Here is a 20,814-nt window from a genome sequence, read left to right as displayed (position 1 = left end):
GTTATTAAGTACAGCACGGAACCAGGGCCTCGGAGAAGGCCGCCGTTCCCGTGCTAAGAACCTATGGGGATTGCTGGGGCATGCGCAAACTATTTTTTCGACGAGTTTGGTTCAGTCACCTTCATCGCCGCCTCGAAGCTCTTGACCTGCACAGATGGCCAGAACATCGGCTCCGAACCGGTTGAGCTTGCGTACTCCGACCCCAGGGATCCGCGCCAACTCGCCCTCGTCGTCCGGCATGGTCTCGGCGATGGCCATGAGCGTCTTGTCGGTGAAGACGCAGAACGCGGGCTGGCCGCTGCGCTGCGCCTGCACCGCCCGCCACTCGCGCAGCCGCTCGTACAGACCCTCGTCCATGTCTGACGGACAGTCCTCGCAGCGCATCAGCTTCATCTCACCGGCGTCGGTGAGTGTGCGGCCGCAGACCCGGCAGCGGGCCGGGGTCCGGCTGGTCCGTCGCACGACGGTTCCTCCGCTGCTGCCCACACCGCGCTCGATGCCTCCTGAACCGACGCCGCTGCTGCGGACCGCGGTGGCGACCGAGCCGGGGCGCAGCCCGTCGAGGAATCGGCTGGGCCGGCGGTTGGGTCTACCGCCGGGCGAACGGGACAGTGCCCAGGAGATGAAGAGGTGTTCTCTTGCGCGGGTGACTCCGACGTAGAGGAGGCGACGCTCCTCCTCGATCTGTTCTTCGGTCTTTGCGTAGGTGATCGGCATCATGCCCTCGGCGACGCCGACCAGGAAGACGACGTCCCACTCCAGTCCCTTGGCCGAGTGCAGGGAGGCGAGGGTGACGCCCTGGACGGTCGGGGCGTGCTGAGCACTCGCGCGCTCGTCGAGCTCCGCCACGAGGTCACTGAGGGTGGCGCCCTGCTTGGCCGCGGCGAAGTCCTGGGCGAGGTGCACGAGGGCGGCCAGCGACTCCCAGCGTTCTCTGACCGCGCCGGAGCCTGCGGGTGGCTCGCTGGTCCATCCTTCGCCGGACAGCACCGCGCGAACCTGGGAGGGCAGGTCGACGGCGTCGTCGAGGAGCGAGTCGTTGGCTCCGAAGCGGGCGGCGGCGCGCAGGGCGGTACCCGCTTTGCGCACCTCGGGACGGTCGAAGAACCGCTCGGCGCCGCGCAGCTGGTAGGGCACTCCGGCGTCGGCGAGAGCCTGTTCGTATATCTCGGACTGGGAGTTGGTACGGAAGAGGATCGCAATTTCTCCCGCGGGGATGCCGGAGGCGATGAGGTCACGGATACGGCGGGCGGCGCCCTCGGCCTCGGCGGGCTCGTCCGTGTACTCGGCGTAGCCGGGCTCGGGGCCGGAGGCGCGCTGGGAGATCAGCTCCAGGCGGTGGTCGGCAGCCCGGCCGCGAGCCTGGGCGAGCAGGCCGTTGGCGAGGTGCACCACTTGGGGTGAGGAGCGGTAGTCGCGAACGAGCTTGACGACGGTGGCCGTGGGATGGCGGGTGCGAAAGTCGAGAAGGTGGTCGGGAGTTGCACCGGTGAACGAATAGATCGTCTGGCTGGCGTCGCCGACGACGCAGAGGCTGTCGCGCTCGCCGAGCCACAGCTCCAGGAGGCGCTGTTGAAGAGGGCTGACGTCCTGGTACTCGTCGACCACGAAGTGCTGGTACTGGGCGCGAACCTGTTCTGCGATGTCGTGCCGGTCCTGGAGGATGGCGACGGTGAGCAGCAGGACATCCTCGAAGTCGATGACCGCGCGGTCACGCTTCAGGGTCTCGTATGTGGCGTAGACCTGGGCGATCTCGGCCGGATTACGGGGGGACTCACGGCCGACCTTGGCTGCGGCGGCCGCGTAGTCGGCGGGGATGGTCTGGGTGACCTTGGACCATTCGATCTCGGCGGTGACGTCCCTCAACTCGCCCCGGTCGAGGCGGATGCGGCAGGCCGCCGCGGCATCGGCGACGAGCTGGATCTTGCGGTCGACGAGCCGGGGCAGGCTGCCGCCGACTGCTTTCGGCCAGAAGTACTGCAACTGGCGCAGCGCGGCGGAGTGGAAGGTGCGGGCCTGGACGCCGCCGGCGCCGAGCTGACGCAGGCGGCCGCGCATCTCACCCGCGGCTCGGTTGGTGAAGGTGACGGCGAGCACAGTGGAGGGCTGGAGGATTCCCGCGCGCACCCCGTAGGCGATGCGGTGGGTGATCGCTCGCGTCTTGCCCGTGCCGGCGCCGGCCAGCACGCACACCGGACCGTGCAGGGCGGTGGCCACTGCGCGCTGCTCGGGGTCGAGCCCGTCGAGCACCGCGTCGGCCGTGTCCGGAACCTGCGGGAAAAGGGTGGAGTGCGTTGCTGCTGTCACCCTGCCATGCTGCCAGGTCGCCGGGGACGGATGAGTCGGTTGTCCACAGGGAGGCGCCTGCAGTCGTACTAATGCGGCAGTCGCTCCTCGCCGCCCGCGTGCGGGAATGGCGGCCCCGTCACGTACGTTCCTCTCTCTGCGACCACGCACCCCCAGGCAGCAAAAGGAGCGCGAGAGACATGCAGGGCACTGTGACGATGTACAGCACCACGTGGTGCGGCTACTGCACGCGGCTGAAGAAGCAGATGGACCGCGAGGGCATCGCGTACAACGAGATCAACATCGAGCAGGACCCGCAGTCCGCGGCGTTCGTGGAGAAGGCGAACGGCGGAAACCAGACCGTTCCGACCGTGCTCTTTGCGGATGGTTCGACGCTCACGAACCCTTCGCTGGCTCAGGTCAAGCAGAAGATCGGCGCGTAAGCGGTACGCCATCGGCGCGCCCCGGGCGGTTCCTGCGGGCGGTGACGGGTGGCAGTGACGGGGGCGGTCCCTGACTCGGGTTCAGGGCCGCCCCTGTTGTGTGATGCGTGCCACTCAAGCGAGTTGCGTGGCACGCACCGGTCAGGCTGCCCCTCCCGGGCGCGGCAGGGGCTTGCCGTACCAGAGTTCGATCAGGCGGGCGGCGATGGAGATGCCGTACGGAGGCAGCACCTCGCCGGACTCGAAGGCGGTTCGCAGGTCTTCGCGGGAGAACCAGCGGGCCTCCTGGATCTCCTCGCCGTCGACGTTGATCTCGGACGAGGTGGCGCGGGCCATGAAGCCGAGCATGAGGCTGGACGGGAAGGGCCAGGGCTGGCTGGCGATGTACTCGACCTCGCCGACCGTGATGCCCGCCTCCTCGAAGACCTCCCGTCGCACCGACTGCTCGATGGACTCGCCGGGTTCGACGAAGCCGGCGAGCGTGGAGAAGCGTCCTTCGGGCCAGTGCACCTGGCGGCCGAGCAGGATGCGGTCCTCGTCGTCCGTCACCGCCATGATCACGGCCGGGTCGGTGCGCGGGTAGTGCTCGGCTCCGCAGGCGGGGCAGCGGCGGATGTGGCCGGCCGCCGCGATCACGGTGCGCTCGCCGCAGCGCGAGCAGAAGCGGTGCAGTCGCTGCCAGTTCTCCAGGGCGACCGCGTGCACCATCAGGCCCGCGTCGCGGGGTGCCAGGAGCAGGCCGGCCTCGCGCAGTCCCGCCGGACGCGCGGACTGGTCGATGCGGCCTGGAAGCGTGTCCTTCTGGAGTGCGAAATAGCTCACACCGTCGTCGTCCGTGCCCAGGAAGTAGCGGTGTGCTTCGGTGAGTGGGGCCTCGAAGGAGGGGGTCATCACGAGTTCGGTGGTGCCGTCCAGCGTCTCGTCGATGAGCACCTGACCGCCGGAGACCACGAAGGCGCGGGTCGTGGGGTGGCTCCAGGCCGCCGCGAGCCAGGCCTCGTCGAGCCGGTGGTGGGCGGCCCGGTCGATGCCGCTCGGGGCGGTGAGCGAGAGGGGACGGTCGGCGGTCGGGTCGGTCCAGGTGGTCACGGGTGCTTCCAACTCCCCCGGTGTAACGGTTGTTTCGGCGGGCGGTTCATCAGCAGGACGTACGGCAGGGCGGGTGCGGAGAGCGTTCTTGAGGGTGTGGGTGGGGTTCTTCAGTGTGCCTCGCGCCAGTTCTCGGCCAGGTCGCCCCACAGGTAGGCGCTGGTTTCGACGCCTTTCAGGAGGAGGTCGAGTTCGACCTTCTCGTTGGGGGCGTGCCAGCCGTCGGAGGGAACGGAGATGCCCAGGAAGAGCACGGGGGCGCCGAGGACTTCCTGCAGGTCGGCCGCGGGTCCCGAGCCGCCCTCGCGGGTGAAGCGGATCGGCTGTTCGAAGGCGCGCCCCATGGCTCGTACGACGGACTGCAGGGCGGGGTGGTCCAGCGGTGTCAGGCACGGGCGAGTGGCCGCGCCGAACGTGATCTCGTGCCGGATGCCCGCGGGCAGCTGGTCGGCGGCCCAGGCGCGTACGGCCTTCTCGACGTGGTCCGGGTCCTGTCCGGCGACCAGCCGGAAGGAGAGCTTCACCCTGGCGGAGGACGGGATGATCGTCTTGCTGCCGGGGCCCTGGTAGCCGCCGCCGATGCCGTTGACCTCGGCGGTCGGGCGGGCCCAGATGCGCTCCAGGGTGGTGTGTCCGGCCTCTCCGTGGGCGGCCGTCGACTTGGCCGTGCGCAACCAGCGCTCTTCGTCGAAGGGCAGTTCGGCGAAGAGCTCGCGCTCGCGGTCGGTGAGTTCGGTGATGCCTTCGTAGAAGCCGGGGACGGCCACGCGTGCGCGCTCGTCGTGCAGGGCGGCGACGAGGCGGGCGGCGGCGGTGGCCGGGTTGGGTACGGCGCCGCCGAAGGAGCCGGAGTGGATGTCCTGGTCGGGGCCGTACAGCTCGATCTCGCACTCGGCGAGGCCGCGCATGCCGGTGCACACCGTGGGGGTGTCCTCGGACCACATGCCGGTGTCGGAGACGATCACCGCGTCGGCGGCGAGCCGGTCGGCGTGTGCTTCGACGAGGTCGCGGAAGTGCGGGGAGCCGGACTCCTCCTCGCCCTCGATCAGAAGCTTCAGGTGGACGGCCGGGGCGGTGCGTCCGGTGGCGGCGAGGTGGGCGCGGACGCCGAGTGTGTGAAAGAACACCTGGCCCTTGTCGTCGGCGGCACCGCGCGCGTGGAGGCGGTTTCCGCGGATCACGGGCTCGAAGGGCTCGGTGTCCCAGCCGTCCTCGCGGGCGGCGGGCTGTACGTCGTGGTGTCCGTAGACGAGGATCGTGGGGGCCTCGGGATCCTCGGCGGGCCACTCGGCGAAGACGGCGGGGGCGCCCTCGGTCGCCCAGACCTCGGTGGTCGGGAAGCCGGTCTCCTGGAGCTTGGCGGCGAGCCAGTCGGCGCTGCGTGCCACGTCCGCGGCATGGTCGGGTTGGGCCGATACGGAGGGGATACGCAGCCACTCCGCGAGGTCGTCGAGGAAGGCCGTGCGGTGGTCCTGGATGTACGCGCGGACGGTGCTGACGGCGTTGTCAACGGGCTTGCTCATGCTTATGAGCCTATCCGCCCACGGAGGCGGGTTCGTCCGGCGGTTCCCCGGAAGCCGCTTCCTGTGGGTCTTCTGGGCTTTCTGGGTGTTCTGGGTGTGCCCTGTGTTCTGGGTCTTCCATGAGCAGCCGCTCCAGTGCGGCACGGCCCGGGAGGTGGTCCGGGCGGACGACCTCGCCGCTGCGGACATACAGGAACGTGGCCTTGACGGACTCCAGGGGCACGCCGCGCTGCTCGGCCCAGGCGAGGCGGTAGAGCGCGAGCTGGAGGGGGTCGGCGGTACGGGTACGGCCGGTCTTCCAGTCGACGATCTCGTACGTCGGTCCGGAGCCGTCGTCCTCCTGGTAGACGGCGTCGATACGGCCCCGTACGACGCGACCCGCGATGGCGAGTTGGAAGGGTGCCTCGACGCGGTGGGGCGTGCGGTGTGCGTACGGAGTGCGCTCGAAGGCGTCCTTGAGGGCCTCCAGGTCACGCTCGTCGGCGATTTCGGCGTCGTCGCCGGGCAGCTCTTCCGGCTCCAGCATCGGCAGCCGTAGCTCTTCGAAGCGGGACTCCACCCAGGCGTGGAAGCGGGTGCCGCGGCGCGCGGCGGGTTGCGGGGGCCGTGGCATGGGGCGCGCGAGCTCCTGGGCGAAGCCGTCCGGATCGGCGGCCAGGTGCAGCAGCTGCGACACGGTGAGCGAGGGTGGCAGGGGTACGTCGGTGACGCTCGCGCGGGCGCGTAGGAGCTCCCCGGTCAGCGCGTCGAGGTCACGGTCCCAGGAGGCGAGGGTGCGGGCTTCCTCCGGGGTGAGGGTGTCCGTGTCGCTCGCATCGGGGTGCGGCCGGGCCTGCGGGGCAGGTGCCTGGTGGGGAATGGTGGGGCGATCGGCCGTCCAGTCCTCCCAGTCGGAGGCGTCGTCCTCGGTGAGCGGGTCGAGGTCGGGTTCTCCGTAGGCCGGTTCTCCGTAGGCCGGTTCTCCGTAGGCCGGCCCGTCGTCCTCGGGCGGGGGCGGCCACTCCGGATCTTCGTACGAGGACGGGTCGTGGGCGACGGGGGCGCGACGCTCCTCGGCGCTGGGGTGGCTTCCCCCGGCCGCCCAGGGACGGCTTCCCCCGGCGCCTGGGTGGGCCTCCTCGTGGGACGCGAGTCGTTCCAGGTGGGCGAGTACGGTCTCGGCCGCGGCGCGGCGGCGGGCGAATGCCGCGTCGTCGAGCGGGAGCGGCCACGCGTGGTCGGCAGCCGCCTCGTGCAGGGCGGGGTTCTCCTCGTCCTCGGCCGGCTCGTCGGCCCAGACCTCGATCTCTCCGTGTCCGGCCGCGCAGTGCTCGTACAGGGCGTGCAGGAAGTCGGAGGGGCCGCGCGGCCGCTTCTGGGAGGGTCCCCACCAGTGGCCGGAGCCGAGCAGGAGCGAGCGGGGGCGGGTGAAGGCGACATAGCCGAGGCGGAGTTCCTCGGTGTGCTGGTGGTCCTTCATGGCCTCGTGGAAGGCCTTGATGCCCTTGGCGTCCCAGGTGCCGATGTCGGGCAGTGTGTCGGCGTCGCCGCGCAGCTCGTGCGGCAGAACCTTTCCCTGGGCGGTCCATTTCTCGCGGCCCTGGGCGCTGGGGAAGGTGCCGGTGACGAGTCCAGGGACCGCGACGACGTCCCACTCCAGGCCCTTGGACTTGTGCGCGGTGAGCACTTTGACGGTGTTCTCGCCGCCGGGCAGGGCGTTGTCGAGGCCCTTCTCGTACTGCGCGGCGGTGCGCAGGAAGCCGAGGAAGGCCAGCAGGGTCGCCTCGCCGTCGCCCGCGGCGAAGGACGCGGCGACGTCGAGGAAGTTCGACAGGGTCTCGCGCCGACGGGCGGCGAGCGCGTGCGGGGAGGCGGAGAGCTCGACCTCCAGTCCGGTGACGGCGAGCACCCGGTGCAGGACGTCCATCAGCGGGTCGGCGAGCGAACGGCGCAGGTCACGCAGTTCGGCGGCGAGCCGTGCGAAGCGCACCCGCGCGTCCGGCGAGAAGGGCAGTCCGTCGTCGTCCCCTTCGGCCTCGATGGGCAGGTCCAGGAACGTGTCGAGCGCGTCGGCGAGCGATATCACCTCTGACGGGTCGACTCCCTCGACGGCCGCGGCGAGCCGGCGGTCCGGGTCGTCGTCGGCCCCCACGCGCGCGTGGGACACGAGAAGACGGGCTCGCCGCCCCAGGAGGGCCAGGTCGCGGGGGCCGATGCGCCAGCGCGGCCCGGTGAGCAGGCGGACGAGGGAGGCATTGGCGCCCGGGTCCTGAAGGACCTCGCAGACGGCGACGAGGTCGGCGACCTCGGGGAGGTGCAGCAGTCCGGAGAGGCCCACCACCTCGACGGGGATGTCGCGGGCGACGAGCGCGCCCTGGATCTCGGCGAAGTCGCTCGCCGTGCGGCACAGAACCGCGATCTCGCCCGGGGCCTTTCCGGTGCGTACGAGATGGGCGAGAGCGTCGGCGAGCCAGTCGATCTCCTCGGCGTGGGTGCGCAGCAGCGCGCAGTGGACCACACCGTCGCGTTCGGCTCCGGGGGCCGGGCGGAGGGCCTCCACGCCCGCGTGCATCGCGCGCAGGGGCTCCGCCAGGCCGTTGGCGAGGTCGAGGAGGCGGCCGCCGCTGCGGCGGTTCTCGCTGAGCGCCTGGCGGGTCGCGAGTCTGCCGTCGGGGTGCGCGAAGTGTTCGGGGAAGTCGTCGAGGTTGGCGACGGAAGCGCCGCGCCAGCCGTAGATCGCCTGGCAAGGGTCGCCGACCGCGGTCACGGGGTGGCCGGTGCCGCCGCCGAAGAGACCGGCGAGCAGGATGCGCTGTGCCACCGACGTGTCCTGGTACTCGTCCAGCATGACCACGCGGAACTCGTCGCGCAGGATCTCTCCGACCTCGGGCCGGGTGCGGGCCAGGGTGGCCGAGAGGGCGATCTGGTCACCGAAGTCGAGGAGGTCGCGCTCGCGTTTGGCCGCGCGGTAGCGGCCCACCAGCTCGGTGAGTTCACGCCGGGCGGCGGCTGCCTCGGGAACCTTGCGAAGGTCGGCGTTGGTGAGCTTGGCGCCCTCCAGGGACCGCAGCAGCTCGGCGTCGTAGGCCCGCAGGTCCTCCGGCCGTACGAGGTGTTCGGCGAGCTCGGAGTCGAGCGTGAGGAGGTCGCCGACCAGGTCGGGGAAGGAGCGGCTCAGCGCCGGGTAAGGGCCCGGCGCCTCGCGCAGCACGCGTGCGGCGAGCTGGTAGCGGGTGGCGTCGGCGAGCAGGCGGGACGTCGGTTCGAGTCCGATGCGCAGTCCGTGGTCGGTCAGCAGGCGGCCCGCGAAGGCGTGGTACGTGGAGATGACGGGCTCGCCCGGCGGATGGTCCGGGTCGATCACGTCCGGGTCGGTGACACCGGCCTTGATCAGCGCCTTGCGGACGCGCTCGGCCAGTTCGCCCGCCGCCTTGTTGGTGAACGTCAGACCGAGGACCTGCTCGGGGGCGACCTGTCCGGTGCCGACGAGCCACACCACGCGTGCCGCCATCACCGTGGTCTTGCCCGAACCGGCTCCGGCCACGATCACCTGCGGGGCGGGCGGCGCGGTGATGCAAGCCGTCTGCTCCGGGGTGAAAGGGATGCCGAGGAGCTCCTTGAGCTGCTCGGGATCGGTGATACGGGCGGGCACGTCAGAGAGGCTAGCGGCGCCCACCGACAGCGGGGGCCACATCAACCGTCGGGGCGAGAGAACCGCTGGTCAGCACGTGTGGTGCCGTACGTCACTCGGTGACGCCACCGACGCCACTGACGCCGATCAAGGACGTGCCCCGTCGGCGAGCAGGGGCCGTCACTCGACCACGTGGCGTCCCTCGGGCCGCGCGCTGCACGACGCCCGGAACGCGCAGTGCGTGCAGTGCTGCCCGGTGGTCGGCGAGAACCGTTCGTCGAGGACCTTGCCCGCGGCGGTGGCCAGGAGGTCGCCGACCCACTCACCCTGCAGGGGCTCCTGGGTCTGCACCTTGGGGAGGGTCTCGCCGCCGTTCTTCTTGGCGGCGCCCTGGCGCAGCTGGACGAGTTCGGCGCCGCCCGGTTCGGGGCGTTCGCCGTCGAAGGCGTCGTCGACGGCGCCCTCGCGGACGGCGAGCTGGTAGACGGCGAGCTGCGGGTGGTGCGCCACCTCGGTGGCGCTGGGCGCGTGTTTGCCGGTCTTGAAGTCGACCACGTAGGCGCGGCCCTCGGTGTCCGCCTCGACGCGGTCCATGGAGCCGCGGATGCGCACTTCGTAGGAGCCCGCTTCGAGGGTCACGTCGAAGTCGTGCTCGCTGGCCACCGGCGTACGGCCCGTGCGGGTTCCATTCGAATCGACGTGCCACTTCAGGAAGCGTTCGAGGGCCACGCGCGCGTGCTCCTTCTCCTGGGCCGATTTCCACGGCGCGTCGAAGGCGAGCGCGTTCCACACGGAGTCCAGTCGCTCCATGAGGACGGCGAGGTCGGCGGGGGTGCGTCCGGAGGCGACCTCGTCGGCGAGGACGTGCACCACGTTGCCGAAGCCCTGGGCGGCGGTCGCGGGCGCGTCGGCCTTCACCTCGCGGCCCAGGAACCACTGCAGGGTGCAGGTGTTGGCGAGCTGATCGAGGGCGCTCCCGGAGAGCACGACGGGCTGGTCACGGTCGCGCAGCGGGACCTTGCTCGCGGTCCGCTCGTACATGCCCCACCAGCGGTACGGGTGCGCGGACGGCACGAGGGGACGGCCGTCCTCGTCGCCGAGCGCGGCGAGCCTGGCCAGGCGTCGGGCCGCGGCCTGCCGGAGAGGGTCCGAGACACGCGGGTCGACCGTCGTGGCGCGCAGCTCGGCGACGAGGGCGGCAACGGACAGTGGGCGGCGGGGGCGGCCGGTGACGTCCTTGGGTTCCGCTCCGAGTTCGGTGAGGAAGCGGGAAGGCTGGTCACCGTCGTCGGCGGGGGCCTTCACCGCGGTGACGACGAGGCGTTCACGCGCGCGCGTGGCGGCCACGTAGAACAAGCGGCGCTCCTCGGAGAGGAGTGCTCCGGGGGTGAGGGGTTCGGCGAGACCGTCGCGCCCGATGCGGTCGGCCTCCAGCAGGGAGCCGCGGCGGCGCAGGTCAGGCCACAGGCCCTCCTGGACGCCCGCGACGACGACGAGACGCCACTCCAGTCCCTTGGAGCGGTGCGCGGTCATGAGGTGTACGGCGTCGGGGCGCAGGGCCCTGCGGGTGAGCGTGTCGGCGGCGATGTCCTGGGCCTCGATCTCCTCCAGGAAGTTGAGGGCGCCGCGGCCGCCGGTGCGCTCCTCGGCCCGGGCTGCGGTCGCGAACAGCGCGCACACGGCGTCAAGGTCGCGGTCGGCGTTGCGCCCGGCGGCGCCGCCGCGCCGGGCGGCCCGCTCCAGGCGCTGCGGCCACGGTGTGCCCTCCCACAGGTCCCACAGCGCCTCCTCGGCCGTCCCGCCGCCCGCGAGGCGCTCCCGTGCCTTGCGCAGCAGCCCGCCCAGGCGCTGGGCTCCTCGCGCGTACGCGGGGTCGTGCGCGACGAGCCGCTCCGGCTCGGCCAGCGCGCGGGCGAGCAGCTCGTCGGACGGCGCCGGTACATGGTTGCCTGCGGCGCGCTCCTCCTCGCGCAGCGCGCGCCCCAGGCGTCGCAGGTCGGCGGCGTCCATGCTCGCCAGGGGCGAGGCGAGCAGGGTGAGCGCGGTTTCGGTGTCGAGCCAGGGCGCCTGTCGCGCGTCCGCGTCTTCAGGGGCGTCAACAGATACGTCGTCAACAGGTACGCCGTCAGCGGCGCCGGAGTCGGAGTCGGCACCCGACTCCGCCCGCGCCACCGCCTTCAGTGCCGTCAGCAACGGCGTCACCGCCGGTTCGTGCCGCAGCGGCAGATCGTCGCCGTCGATGTCGAGCGGCACGCCGGCCGCGGTGAGCGCGCGCCGGATCGTCGGGATCGTGCGGGAGCCGGCCCGCACCAGGACGGCCATCTCGCCCCAGGGAACGCCGTCCTCCAGGTGGGCGCGGCGCAGGATGTCCGCGATGTTGTCCAGCTCCGTGCCCGCGGTCGGGTACGTGTAGACCTCGACGCGTCCGCCGTCCCGTACCGGCGACAGCTCGCGGTGGGCTCGTACCTTCTCGGCCGGCAGGCGGGTCAGCGGCATGCGCTGGGTGAGCAGGCGCGTGGCGGTCAGCAGGGCGGCGCCCGAGCGGCGGGACGTCCGCAGCACCTCGACCGGCGCCGGGCGTCCGTCCGCGCGCGGGAAGGCGTCGGGGAAGGCCAGGATGCCGTTCACATCGGCGCCCCTGAAGGTGTAGATCGACTGGTCGGGGTCGCCGAAGGCGACGAGGGTGCGGCCGACGCCGGCGAGGGCTCGCAGCAGGCGCACCTGGGCGGGGTCGGTGTCCTGGTACTCGTCCACGTAGACGGCGTCGTACTGCGCGGCGAGGCGCTCGGCGGCGTCGGGACGCCCGGCGAGCAGCACCGCGCGGTGGACGAGTTCCGCGTAGTCGAGGACTCCCTGCAGGTCGAGAACGTCGAGGTACTCGGCGAGGAAGGCGGCGGCCGCGCCCCAGTCGGGACGGCCGCTGCGCCGGGCGAAGGCGGCCAGGGCGTCGGGGCCGAGGCCCAGTTCGCGGCTGCGCGCCAGTACCGCGCGGACCTCGTCGGCGAAGCCGCGCGTGGTCAGGCAGGCGCGCAGCTCGTCCGGCCAGCGCACATGGGCGAGGCCGAGCCGCTCCAGGTCGGGCTGGCCCGCGAGCAGCTCGCGCACCGCCACGTCCTGTTCGGGTCCGGACAGCAGCCGCAGTGGCTCCACGAACAGCTCGCTGTCCTGGTGGGCGCGGACCAGGGCGTAACAGAACGAATGGAAGGTGGTCGCCCGGGGGGTGCGGGCGGCTCCTATGCGCAGCGCCATGCGGTCGCGCAGCTCGACGGCCGCCTTGCGGCTGAACGTCAGCACCAGGATCCGCTCGGGGTCGCCGCCTCGCGCGATCCGGGCCGCCACGGACTCGACGAGCGTGGTCGTCTTGCCGGTGCCGGGACCGGCAAGAACGAGCAGCGGACCCTTGCCATGGTCAACCACCGCGCGCTGTTCTGCGTCCAGACGAGGGGGATCCATCCGGACCGGCGCGGTACGCACCAGTCGGTACGCGCCACGGGTCCCCTGCCGCACCTGGGGGTGCGACAGGCGCCTGGTGGAAGAAGAGGAGCTCACGTGGTTCGCCGGTCCTGGAGGTCGTGCTGGTGGGCGGAGCGCCGCGGGTGGCGGGCGGTGGCCGCGGGGTGAGGGGCATGCGCGTCGTCGACGCTACGCCGGTGAGCACTGCGGAAGGAGGGCTTCCCCTTCTTCCCGCACACCACGCGCGTCCCCTGGTCCTCGAACGTACGGCATGTCACGGACGTGCCGTGTTTCCCCCGTACGGGCCACAGGTTCTCCCTCCGCCCGTCCGATGCCGGAAGCTGTCAGGTGTGACCTTCCGCGCGTTCGTCGCCGCCCCATCGCGCCCGTCTCATGTCGATGCGCGGCAGATGTCCCTCGGAGGCTCTGCTCGCCTCCTTCAGGGGTGTGCCCTCGTCGCGGTAGTGGTCCAGCGCCTCGAGTTCGTGGCCCGGGAGCAGCACTCCGTCCGCGCGGACGACCCGCCACCACGGGACCGCTCCTCCGTAGAGGGCCATCACCCGGCCCACCTGGCGCGGCCCGCCCTCCTCCAGCCACTCGGCGACGTCCCCGTACGTCATGACGCGTGCGGGCGGGATCAGCTCGGCGACCTCAAGGGTCCGTTCCGCGTACTCCGGCAGGGCGTCCGCCGGAAGGCTCTCCTCGCTCATCCGCCCCATCCTGCCCCACGCCACCGACAGTGTGACGCGTTGGCGACTGTGCGTATGCCTCGCCCCGGAGGCACGCTTGGGGCAGACTGTGCGCCCCCGCATTTGCACCCTGATGCCCCCGTGTGTCGGTGGGGCATGCCACCATCGTGCGGGCGGTGAACTGGTGATACGAGACCAAGAAGAGACAATGAGGCAGCAGGGCGCGCACCCCGAAGACGCGGAGAGCACCTCCGCGGCCTCGTCGCGCCCGGACACCGGCGACGCCGCCCCGAAGAACGCGGACCGGGCGGCGAACGAGCCCACCCCGAAGGGGGACGAGAAGCGCTCCCCCAAGGTGCACGAAAAAGACAAGCAGCAGGTCAAGCCGGACGACGACTGCGGCGACGAGATCCACAACGGCGAGGTCTACAACGACGAGGTCGAGGGCGACGAACCGCTCCTGCCCGCGCGCGTGCACCGTCCGTCCGATCTGATGCGGCTCATGGTCGGCTTCCTCGCGATCGTCGTGCTGCTCGCCGTCGCCGCCTTCGCCCACGGCACCACCTCGGGACTCGAACAGGACATCAACAAGGGCACCGGCCAGGCACCCGATCTGCTGATCAAGATCGCGGGTCTGGCGTCGAGCATCGCGATCCTCCTGGTGCCGGTCGCCTTCGCGATCGAACGGTTGATCAAGCGTGACGGGCTGCGCATCGCCGACGGCGTCCTCGCCGCGGTCCTCGCGCACGGAGTGACACTCGCCACCGACCTGTGGGTCGCGAAGGCCGCCCCGGACTCCATCCAAGAGGCGCTCACGCAACCCTCGCCGGGTGACATCCACGCCCTCACCGACCCGGTACACGGCTATCTGGCACCGGTCATCGCGTACATGACGGCCGTCGGCATGTCCCGCAGACCGCGCTGGCGCGCGGTTTTGTGGGTGGTGCTGCTCCTCGACGCCTTCTCGATGCTGGTCACCGGCTATACGACGCCGTTCTCGATCATCCTGACGGTGCTGATCGGCTGGAGCGTCGCCTATGGAACGCTGTACGCGGTCGGCTCGCCGAACGTGCGGCCCACCGGGCGGACGTTGATGGCGGGCCTGCGGCATGTCGGTTTCCACCCCGTCAGCGCGGCCCGCGAGGAGACGACGGAGGCGGCGGACAACGGCGACCGCGGCCGACGCTACTTCGTCACCCTGGAGGACGGCCGACCGCTGGACGTGACGGTGGTCGACCGCGAGCAGCAGGCCCAGGGGTTCTTCTACCGCGTGTGGCGCAATCTGACGCTGCGCGGCCTTGCCACCCGCCGCAGCCTCCAGTCGTTGCGCCAGGCCCTGGAGCAGGAGGCGCTCCTCGCGTACGCGGCCATCGCGGCCGGGGCCAACGCGCCGAAGCTGATCGCGACCTCCGAACTGGGCCCGGACGCCGTGATGCTCGTCTACGAGCACAGTGGCGGGCGCACCCTGGACTCGCTGCCCGGCGAGTTCATCACCGATGACCTCCTGCGCGACACCTGGCATCAGGTGCAGGCGCTGCAGTCGCGGCGTATCGCGCATCGCCGGCTCGCCGGTGACGCGATTTTGGTGGATCGTTCCGGCACGGTGATCCTCACCGATCTGCGGGGCGGCGAGATCGCGGCCGGCGATCTGCTGCTGCGCATGGACATCGCCCAGTTGCTGACCACGCTCGGACTGCGCGTCGGCGCCGAGCGCGCGGTGGCCTCCGCGGTCGGTGTCCTCGGCCCGGACACGATCGCCGACTGCCTGCCGCTGCTGCAGCCGATCGCGCTGACGCGCTCCACGCGCGCGACACTGCGAAAACTGGCCCGGGAGCGCGCGCAGCGCGAGCGCGAAGCGGTCCTGGAGGCCTCTCGGCAGGACAGACTGGCCCGCGCGGAGCAGGCCCAACACGCGGAGGCCGTGGCGGAGAAGCCCGGCAAGAAGGCCGTTCGCGCGGAGCAGCGGGCCGAGAAGCGGGCGATCGACGAGGCACTGGACGAGGCGCGCGAGGAGGATCTGCTCACCCAGATCCGCCACCAGGTGCTGCTGATCCGCCCGCAGGCACCGGTCGAACCGGCCCGCCTGGAGCGTGTCCGGCCGCGCACGCTGATCAGTTTCATCGCCGGTGCGATCGGCGCGTACTTCCTGCTGTCGCAGCTCACCCACATCGAGTTCGCGACTGTCTTCGACGATGCCGAGTGGGGCTGGGTCGCCGCGGCCGTGTTGTTCTCGGCGCTGAGCTACTTCGCGGCGGCGATGAGCCTGCTCGGCTTCGTGCCCGAGCGGGTGCCGTTCATGCGGGCCGTGGGGGCGCAGGTCGCCGGTTCGTTCGTGAAGATCGTGGCCCCCGCCGCGGTCGGCGGTGTCGCCCTCAACACGCGCTTCCTGCAGCGCGCCGGGGTGCGGCCGGGGCTCGCGGTGGCGAGTGTCGGCGCATCGCAGCTGTTCGGGCTCGGCTGCCACATCCTGATGCTGTTGTCCTTCGGCTATCTGACCGGCATCGAGAAGACGCCGTCCCTGTCGCCGTCCCGCACGGTCATCGCGGGGCTGCTGACGGTCGCCGTGCTGGTTCTCGTGGTGACGTCGGTGCCGTTCCTGCGCAAATTCGTGTCCACGCGCGTGAGGTCGCTGTTCGCGGGCGTCGTACCGCGCATGCTCGACGTTCTCCAGCGGCCGCAGAAGCTGATCACCGGCATCGGCGGCATGCTGCTGCTGACCGCCTGCTTCGTGATGTGCCTGGACGCGTCGATCCGTGCCTTCGGCAACGAGGAGACCACCACGCTCAGCCTCGCGAGCGTCGCCGTCGTCTTCCTCGCCGGTAACGCGCTCGGCTCAGCGGCTCCGACCCCCGGCGGCGTCGGCGCGGTCGAGGCGACCCTCACGGTCGGTCTGATCGCCGTCGGGCTCCCCAAGGAGGTCGCCGCGCCGGCGGTGCTGCTGTACCGGCTGCTGACGCTGTGGCTGCCCGTGCTGCCGGGCTGGCTGTTCTTCAACCACCTGACACGCAAGGGCGCGCTCTAGACCTCCGTCCGGGACGTCCCGCACGAGCCGCTGGACCACGCACGCGCCCGCTGGACTCCGTCCGGGATATCCGCACGAGCCCGTCGGACGTCCGTTCGGGACATCCCTCACGAGCCCACGGCGCGCCCTCACCCGCACGGCTCGCGCCCCGAGCGCCCCGCCCCGCACGACCGCAGGATGGGGATCATGCCGAACCCGCCTCAGCTGCGCGCCGCTGCCCTGACCGTCACTGCCATTCTGTTGTCCTCCGTGCTGACGGGCTGCAGCGACGACTCCGAGCCCGAGGACCTGACGGACCAGAAGCTGAGCTGGAAGGACTGCCCGGCACCGTCCGAGTCCGAGGGCGGCGGCAATGCCCCCTCACCCCTGCCGGGCGGTACGCCGTGGCAGTGCGCCACGTTGAAAGCCCCCCTCGACTGGGCCGAGCCCCAGGGCGACACGATCGGGATCGCGATGATCCGGGCCAGGTCGAGCGGCGAACAGAGCAAGCGCATCGGCTCCCTCGTCTTCAACTTCGGCGGACCTGGCGGGTCGGGCGTCGCCACGCTGCCCGCCTTCGGCGAGGACTACACGAAGCTGCGTACCCGCTACGACCTGGTGAGCTTCGACCCGCGCGGGGTCGGCCGCAGCGCGGGCGTGGAGTGCCTGGACGACGCCCAACTCGACGCGTACTTCCAGCAGGACGCCACCCCCGACGACGCCGCCGAGCGGACGGCTCTCCTGGACAACACCAAGACGTTCAACGCGTCCTGCGAGAAGAACTCCGGCAGGACCATCCCGCATGTGCGCACCACCGACGCGGCCCGCGACATGGACCTGATGCGCCAGGTCCTCGGCGACAACAAGCTGCACTACTTCGGCATCTCGTACGGCACCGAACTGGGCGGCGTCTACGCCCACTTGTTCCCCAAGAAGGTGGGACGCGCCGTCTTCGACGCGGTCGTCGACCCGACGCAGACCCCGGAGCAGGGCTCGCTCGGACAGGCCAAGGGGTTCCAGCTCGCGCTCGACAACTTCGCCGACGACTGCACCTCGAAGACCGACCCCTGCCCGGTCGGCGACACGCCGCAGGACGTCAAGGACCGCATCGCCAAACTTCTGAAGGACCTCGACAGCAAGCCGATTCCCGGTTCCTTCCCCCGCGAGCTCACCCAGACCGCCGCGACCAACGGCATCGCGCAGGCGCTGTACTCCAAGGACTTCTGGGAGTACCTGACGGAAGGGCTGGAACAGGCGTACGACGGTGACGGCAACGGGCTGATGCGCCTGTCGGACTTGTTGAACGGGCGTAACGAGAACGGCCAGTACAGCAACATCGCCGCCGCGAACGCCTCCATCAACTGCGCGGACGACAAACCGCGTTACACCACCGCCGACGTGGAGGCGAAGCTTCCGGAATTCCGGGCCGCCTCAACGCTGTTCGGCGACCTTCTGGCCTGGGGCATGGTCAGCTGCACCGACTGGGCCGTACCGGGCGCCGCGAACCATCCGGACGTCAGCGCCGCCGGAGCGGCCCCGATCCTCGTGGTCGGCAACACCGGCGATCCGGCAACGCCGTACGAGGGCGCGAGGAAGATGGTGGACGCGCTGGGCAAGGGCGTCGGCGTCGAGCTGACGTACAAAGGACAGGGACACGGCGCCTACGACAGCGGGAACAAGTGCGTGCGCAACGCGGTCGACGGCTATCTACTGGACGGGACCGTACCGTCGGCCGGGACCGTCTGCTCCTAAAAAGTGCAGGTCAAAGGGTTATCCACAGGCCGCGACGGCCTCCGCCGCGGACGCCTACTATGGCCTGCAGGTGATCCGCTGCTTCCGGCGGATCACGGGCGAGGGGGGAAAGCTCATGACACGTTTCGCACGGTGGACGGCCGCGGCCGCCGCCGCGTTGCTGGTGGCCGGCTGCAGCGGCGGCTCCTCGGGGGACGGCAAGGACGACGGAAAGAACAGCGATACGCCGTCGGCCGCCGCGCCTTCTTCCGACGCGGCCTCGGGGCTGCCCGCCTCGCTCACCTCGCAGCAACTCGACTGGGGCCGCTGCAAGGGCACTTCGGACTCCCCCGCCCCGGGCAGCGGCTGGCAGTGCGCCACGCTCAAGGTGCCGCTGGACTACGCCCAGCCGGACGGTGAGACGATCGGCCTCGCGCTGATCCGCTCCAAGGCGACCGGCGACCAGAGCAAGCGCATCGGTTCGCTCCTGTTCAACTTCGGCGGCCCCGGCAGCTCCGGCGTATCCACCATGCCCGCGTACGAAAGCGTCGTCGGCCCCCTCCATGAGCGCTACGACCTGGTGAGCTGGGACCCGCGCGGCGTCGCCGCCAGCGAGGGCGTGCGCTGCCGCAGCGACAAGACGATCCAGGACGCCGAGTCGGTGGACGCCACACCGGACGACGCGGCGGAGGAGGCGGCGTACTTCAAGGACGCGGCAGCCTTCGGCGAGGGCTGCGAAAAGGCCGCCGGAAAGCTGATGTCGCACGTCTCGACGACCGACACGGCCCGCGACATGGACCTGATGCGCCAAGTCCTCGGCGACCGGAAGACGCACTACTTCGGCATCTCGTACGGCACCGAGCTCGGCGGCGTGTACGCCCACTTGTTCCCGAAGAACGTCGGACGTCTGGTGCTGGACGCCGTCGTCGACCCGAGCGCCGACACCGTGGGCCACGCCAAGAACCAGACCCTGGGCTTCCAGCGCGCCCTCGACGACTACCTCGAGTCGACCGGGCAGGACCCGAAGCAGGGCTCACAGAAGATCGTGGACCTGCTGAACCGGATCGACGCGAAGCCGCTGCCGACGACCGGCGGACGCGAGCTCACCGAGACGCTCGCACTCACCGGCATCGTCCTGCCGCTCTACAGCAAGCAGAGCTGGCCGAGCCTGACCAGCGCCCTCAAGGCGGCCGAGGACGGCGACGGTTCGGAGCTGCTGGATCTCGCCGACGGCTACAACGACCGTGACTTCTCGGGGCACTACGGCACGACGACACACTCACAACGGGTCATATCGTGCTTGGACGACAAGCAGCGGCCGACGCCCGAGGAGACGAAAAAGTTGCTGCCCGAGTTCGAGAAGATCTCGCCCGTCTTCGGCGACTTCCTGGGCTGGGACACGGCGGGCTGGTGCCACGACTGGCCGGTGGCCGGTCAGTACGACACCCCGGAGGTCAGCGCGCCCGGAGCCGAACCTGTCCTGGTCGTCGGCAACACCGGGGACCCGGCGACGCCGTACGAGGGCGCCCGCAAGATGGCCGACGAACTGGGCAAGGACGTCGGAGTGGAGCTCACCTGGAAGGGCGAGGGCCATGGGGCGTACGGGAGTGGGAGCGACTGCGTCGACTCCACGGTGGACAGCTATCTGCTGGACGGGACGGTGCCCAAGGACGGCAAGGTCTGTTCATGACGATGGCGGGGGTCTCGCGCAACCACGGTTCGCGAAACCCCCGCCATCCACAGAGCGGAGCGAGCTGCTGCTCAGTCGGAGCGAGCCACAGCTCAGTACACCGGCTTGTCCGGCTCGATCTGGTTGACCCAGCCGATCACGCCGCCGCCGACGTGCACCGCGTCCGAGAAGCCCGCGGACTTCAGGACCGCGAGGACTTCCGCACTGCGGACACCCGTCTTGCAGTGCAGGACGATCTTCTTGTCCTGCGGGAGCGACTCCAGGGCGGTGCCCATGAGGAACTCGTTCTTCGGGATCAGCTTGGCGCCGGGGATCGAGACGATCTCGTACTCGTTGATCTCACGGACGTCGATGATCTCGATGTTCTCGCCGTCGTCGATCCACTCCTTGAGCTGCTTGGGAGTGATCGTCGAGCCGGCCGCCGCCTCCTGGGCCTCCTCGGAGACGACGCCGCAGAAGGCCTCGTAGTCGATGAGCTCGGTGACGGTCGGGTTCTCGCCGCACACCGCGCAGTTCGGGTCCTTGCGGACCTTGACCTGGCGGTACTGCATCTCCAGGGCGTCGTAGATCATCAGGCGGCCGACGAGCGGCTCGCCGATGCCCGCGAGGAGCTTGATCGCCTCGTTGACCTGGATGGAGCCGATGGACGCGCACAGCACGCCCAGGACGCCGCCCTCGGCGCAGGACGGGACCATGCCCGGCGGCGGGGGCTCCGGGTAGAGGCAGCGGTAGCAGGGGCCGTGCTCGGACCAGAAGACGGAGGCCTGGCCGTCGAAGCGGTAGATCGAGCCCCAGACGTACGGCTTGTTCAGCAGCACGGCCGCGTCGTTGACCAGGTAGCGGGTCGCGAAGTTGTCCGTGCCGTCGACGATCAGGTCGTACTGGCTGAAGATGTCCATCACGTTCTCGGCCTCGAGCCGCTCTTCGTGAAGGATCACGTTCACGTACGGGTTGATGCCCAGCACGGAGTCGCGGGCCGACTCGGCCTTGGAGCGGCCGATGTCCGCCTGGCTGTGGATGATCTGGCGCTGCAGGTTCGACTCGTCGACCTCGTCGAACTCCACGATGCCGAGCGTGCCCACGCCAGCGGCGGCCAGGTACATCAGCGCCGGCGATCCGAGGCCGCCGGCGCCCACACAGAGCACCTTGGCGTTCTTCAGCCGCTTCTGCCCGTCCATGCCCACGTCGGGGATGATCAGGTGGCGGGAGTACCTGCGGACCTCGTCTACGGTGAGCTCGGCAGCCGGCTCGACCAGGGGTGGCAGCGACACGGGGACTCCGTTGGTCGGTCAATCACTA

Annotated in this window: 11 protein-coding genes; 4 read left to right on the top strand and 7 right to left on the bottom strand. The window is 70.7% G+C overall.

All coding sequences use genetic code 11. From position 1 onward, the window contains the following. Positions 1-111: 111 nt before the first annotated feature. A complete protein-coding gene (locus ACX28W_RS21090) occupies positions 112-2,307 on the bottom strand; it encodes an ATP-dependent DNA helicase UvrD2 (RefSeq protein WP_459000555.1) in 2,196 nt (731 codons plus the stop codon). A gap of 179 nt (positions 2,308-2,486) precedes the next feature. Between ACX28W_RS21090 and ACX28W_RS21085 the strand changes: the two genes are divergently transcribed. Next, positions 2,487-2,729: a mycoredoxin gene (locus tag ACX28W_RS21085; protein ID WP_459000554.1), complete on the top strand. Its 243-nt coding sequence runs from the start codon at positions 2,487-2,489 to the stop codon at positions 2,727-2,729. A gap of 141 nt (positions 2,730-2,870) precedes the next feature. Here ACX28W_RS21085 and nudC read toward each other — a convergent pair whose 3' ends face one another. The 5 genes from nudC to ACX28W_RS21060 form a co-directional block, all read right to left on the bottom strand. Beyond that, entirely contained in the window at positions 2,871-3,818 is a 948-nt protein-coding gene (gene nudC / locus ACX28W_RS21080; RefSeq protein ID WP_459000553.1) for an NAD(+) diphosphatase, read from the bottom strand. Between the two features lie 110 nt (positions 3,819-3,928). Then, positions 3,929-5,341, bottom strand: coding sequence for a dipeptidase (locus ACX28W_RS21075; protein WP_459000552.1), 1,413 nt, complete (start codon positions 5,339-5,341; stop codon positions 3,929-3,931). 10 nt (positions 5,342-5,351) lie between these two features. Beyond that, the gene (locus tag ACX28W_RS21070; RefSeq protein WP_459000551.1) at positions 5,352-8,972 is read right to left on the bottom strand and encodes an ATP-dependent helicase; all 3,621 of its coding nucleotides are present in this window, start codon (positions 8,970-8,972) and stop codon (positions 5,352-5,354) included. A 159-nt stretch (positions 8,973-9,131) separates the two neighbouring features. Continuing rightward, entirely contained in the window at positions 9,132-12,500 is a 3,369-nt protein-coding gene (locus ACX28W_RS21065; protein ID WP_459000549.1) for an ATP-dependent helicase, read from the bottom strand. A 248-nt stretch (positions 12,501-12,748) separates the two neighbouring features. Next, positions 12,749-13,114 (bottom strand): MGMT family protein, encoded by a 366-nt coding sequence (locus tag ACX28W_RS21060; protein WP_459000548.1) that lies wholly within the window; start codon positions 13,112-13,114, stop codon positions 12,749-12,751. Positions 13,115-13,301: 187 nt separating this feature from the next. Here ACX28W_RS21060 and ACX28W_RS21055 point away from each other — a divergent pair, with 187 nt between their 5' ends. From ACX28W_RS21055 to ACX28W_RS21045, 3 genes are all read left to right on the top strand, one after another. Continuing rightward, a complete protein-coding gene (locus tag ACX28W_RS21055; RefSeq protein ID WP_459000547.1) occupies positions 13,302-16,115 on the top strand; it encodes a lysylphosphatidylglycerol synthase domain-containing protein in 2,814 nt (937 codons plus the stop codon). 186 nt (positions 16,116-16,301) lie between these two features. Further along, complete coding sequence (locus ACX28W_RS21050; protein ID WP_459000546.1) at positions 16,302-17,846, top strand: alpha/beta hydrolase; 1,545 nt, start codon at positions 16,302-16,304, stop codon at positions 17,844-17,846. 115 nt (positions 17,847-17,961) lie between these two features. Continuing rightward, the gene (locus ACX28W_RS21045) at positions 17,962-19,515 is read left to right on the top strand and encodes an alpha/beta hydrolase (RefSeq protein ID WP_459000545.1); all 1,554 of its coding nucleotides are present in this window, start codon (positions 17,962-17,964) and stop codon (positions 19,513-19,515) included. 92 nt (positions 19,516-19,607) lie between these two features. Here the strand turns inward: ACX28W_RS21045 and moeZ are convergent, their stop codons facing one another. Next, positions 19,608-20,786, bottom strand: coding sequence for an adenylyltransferase/sulfurtransferase MoeZ (gene moeZ / locus ACX28W_RS21040; protein WP_362077793.1), 1,179 nt, complete (start codon positions 20,784-20,786; stop codon positions 19,608-19,610). Positions 20,787-20,814: the final 28 nt, after the last annotated feature.

The organism is Streptomyces sp. SD15 (assembly GCF_054462255.1).
This window is presented reverse-complemented; position numbering and strand designations above follow the sequence as displayed.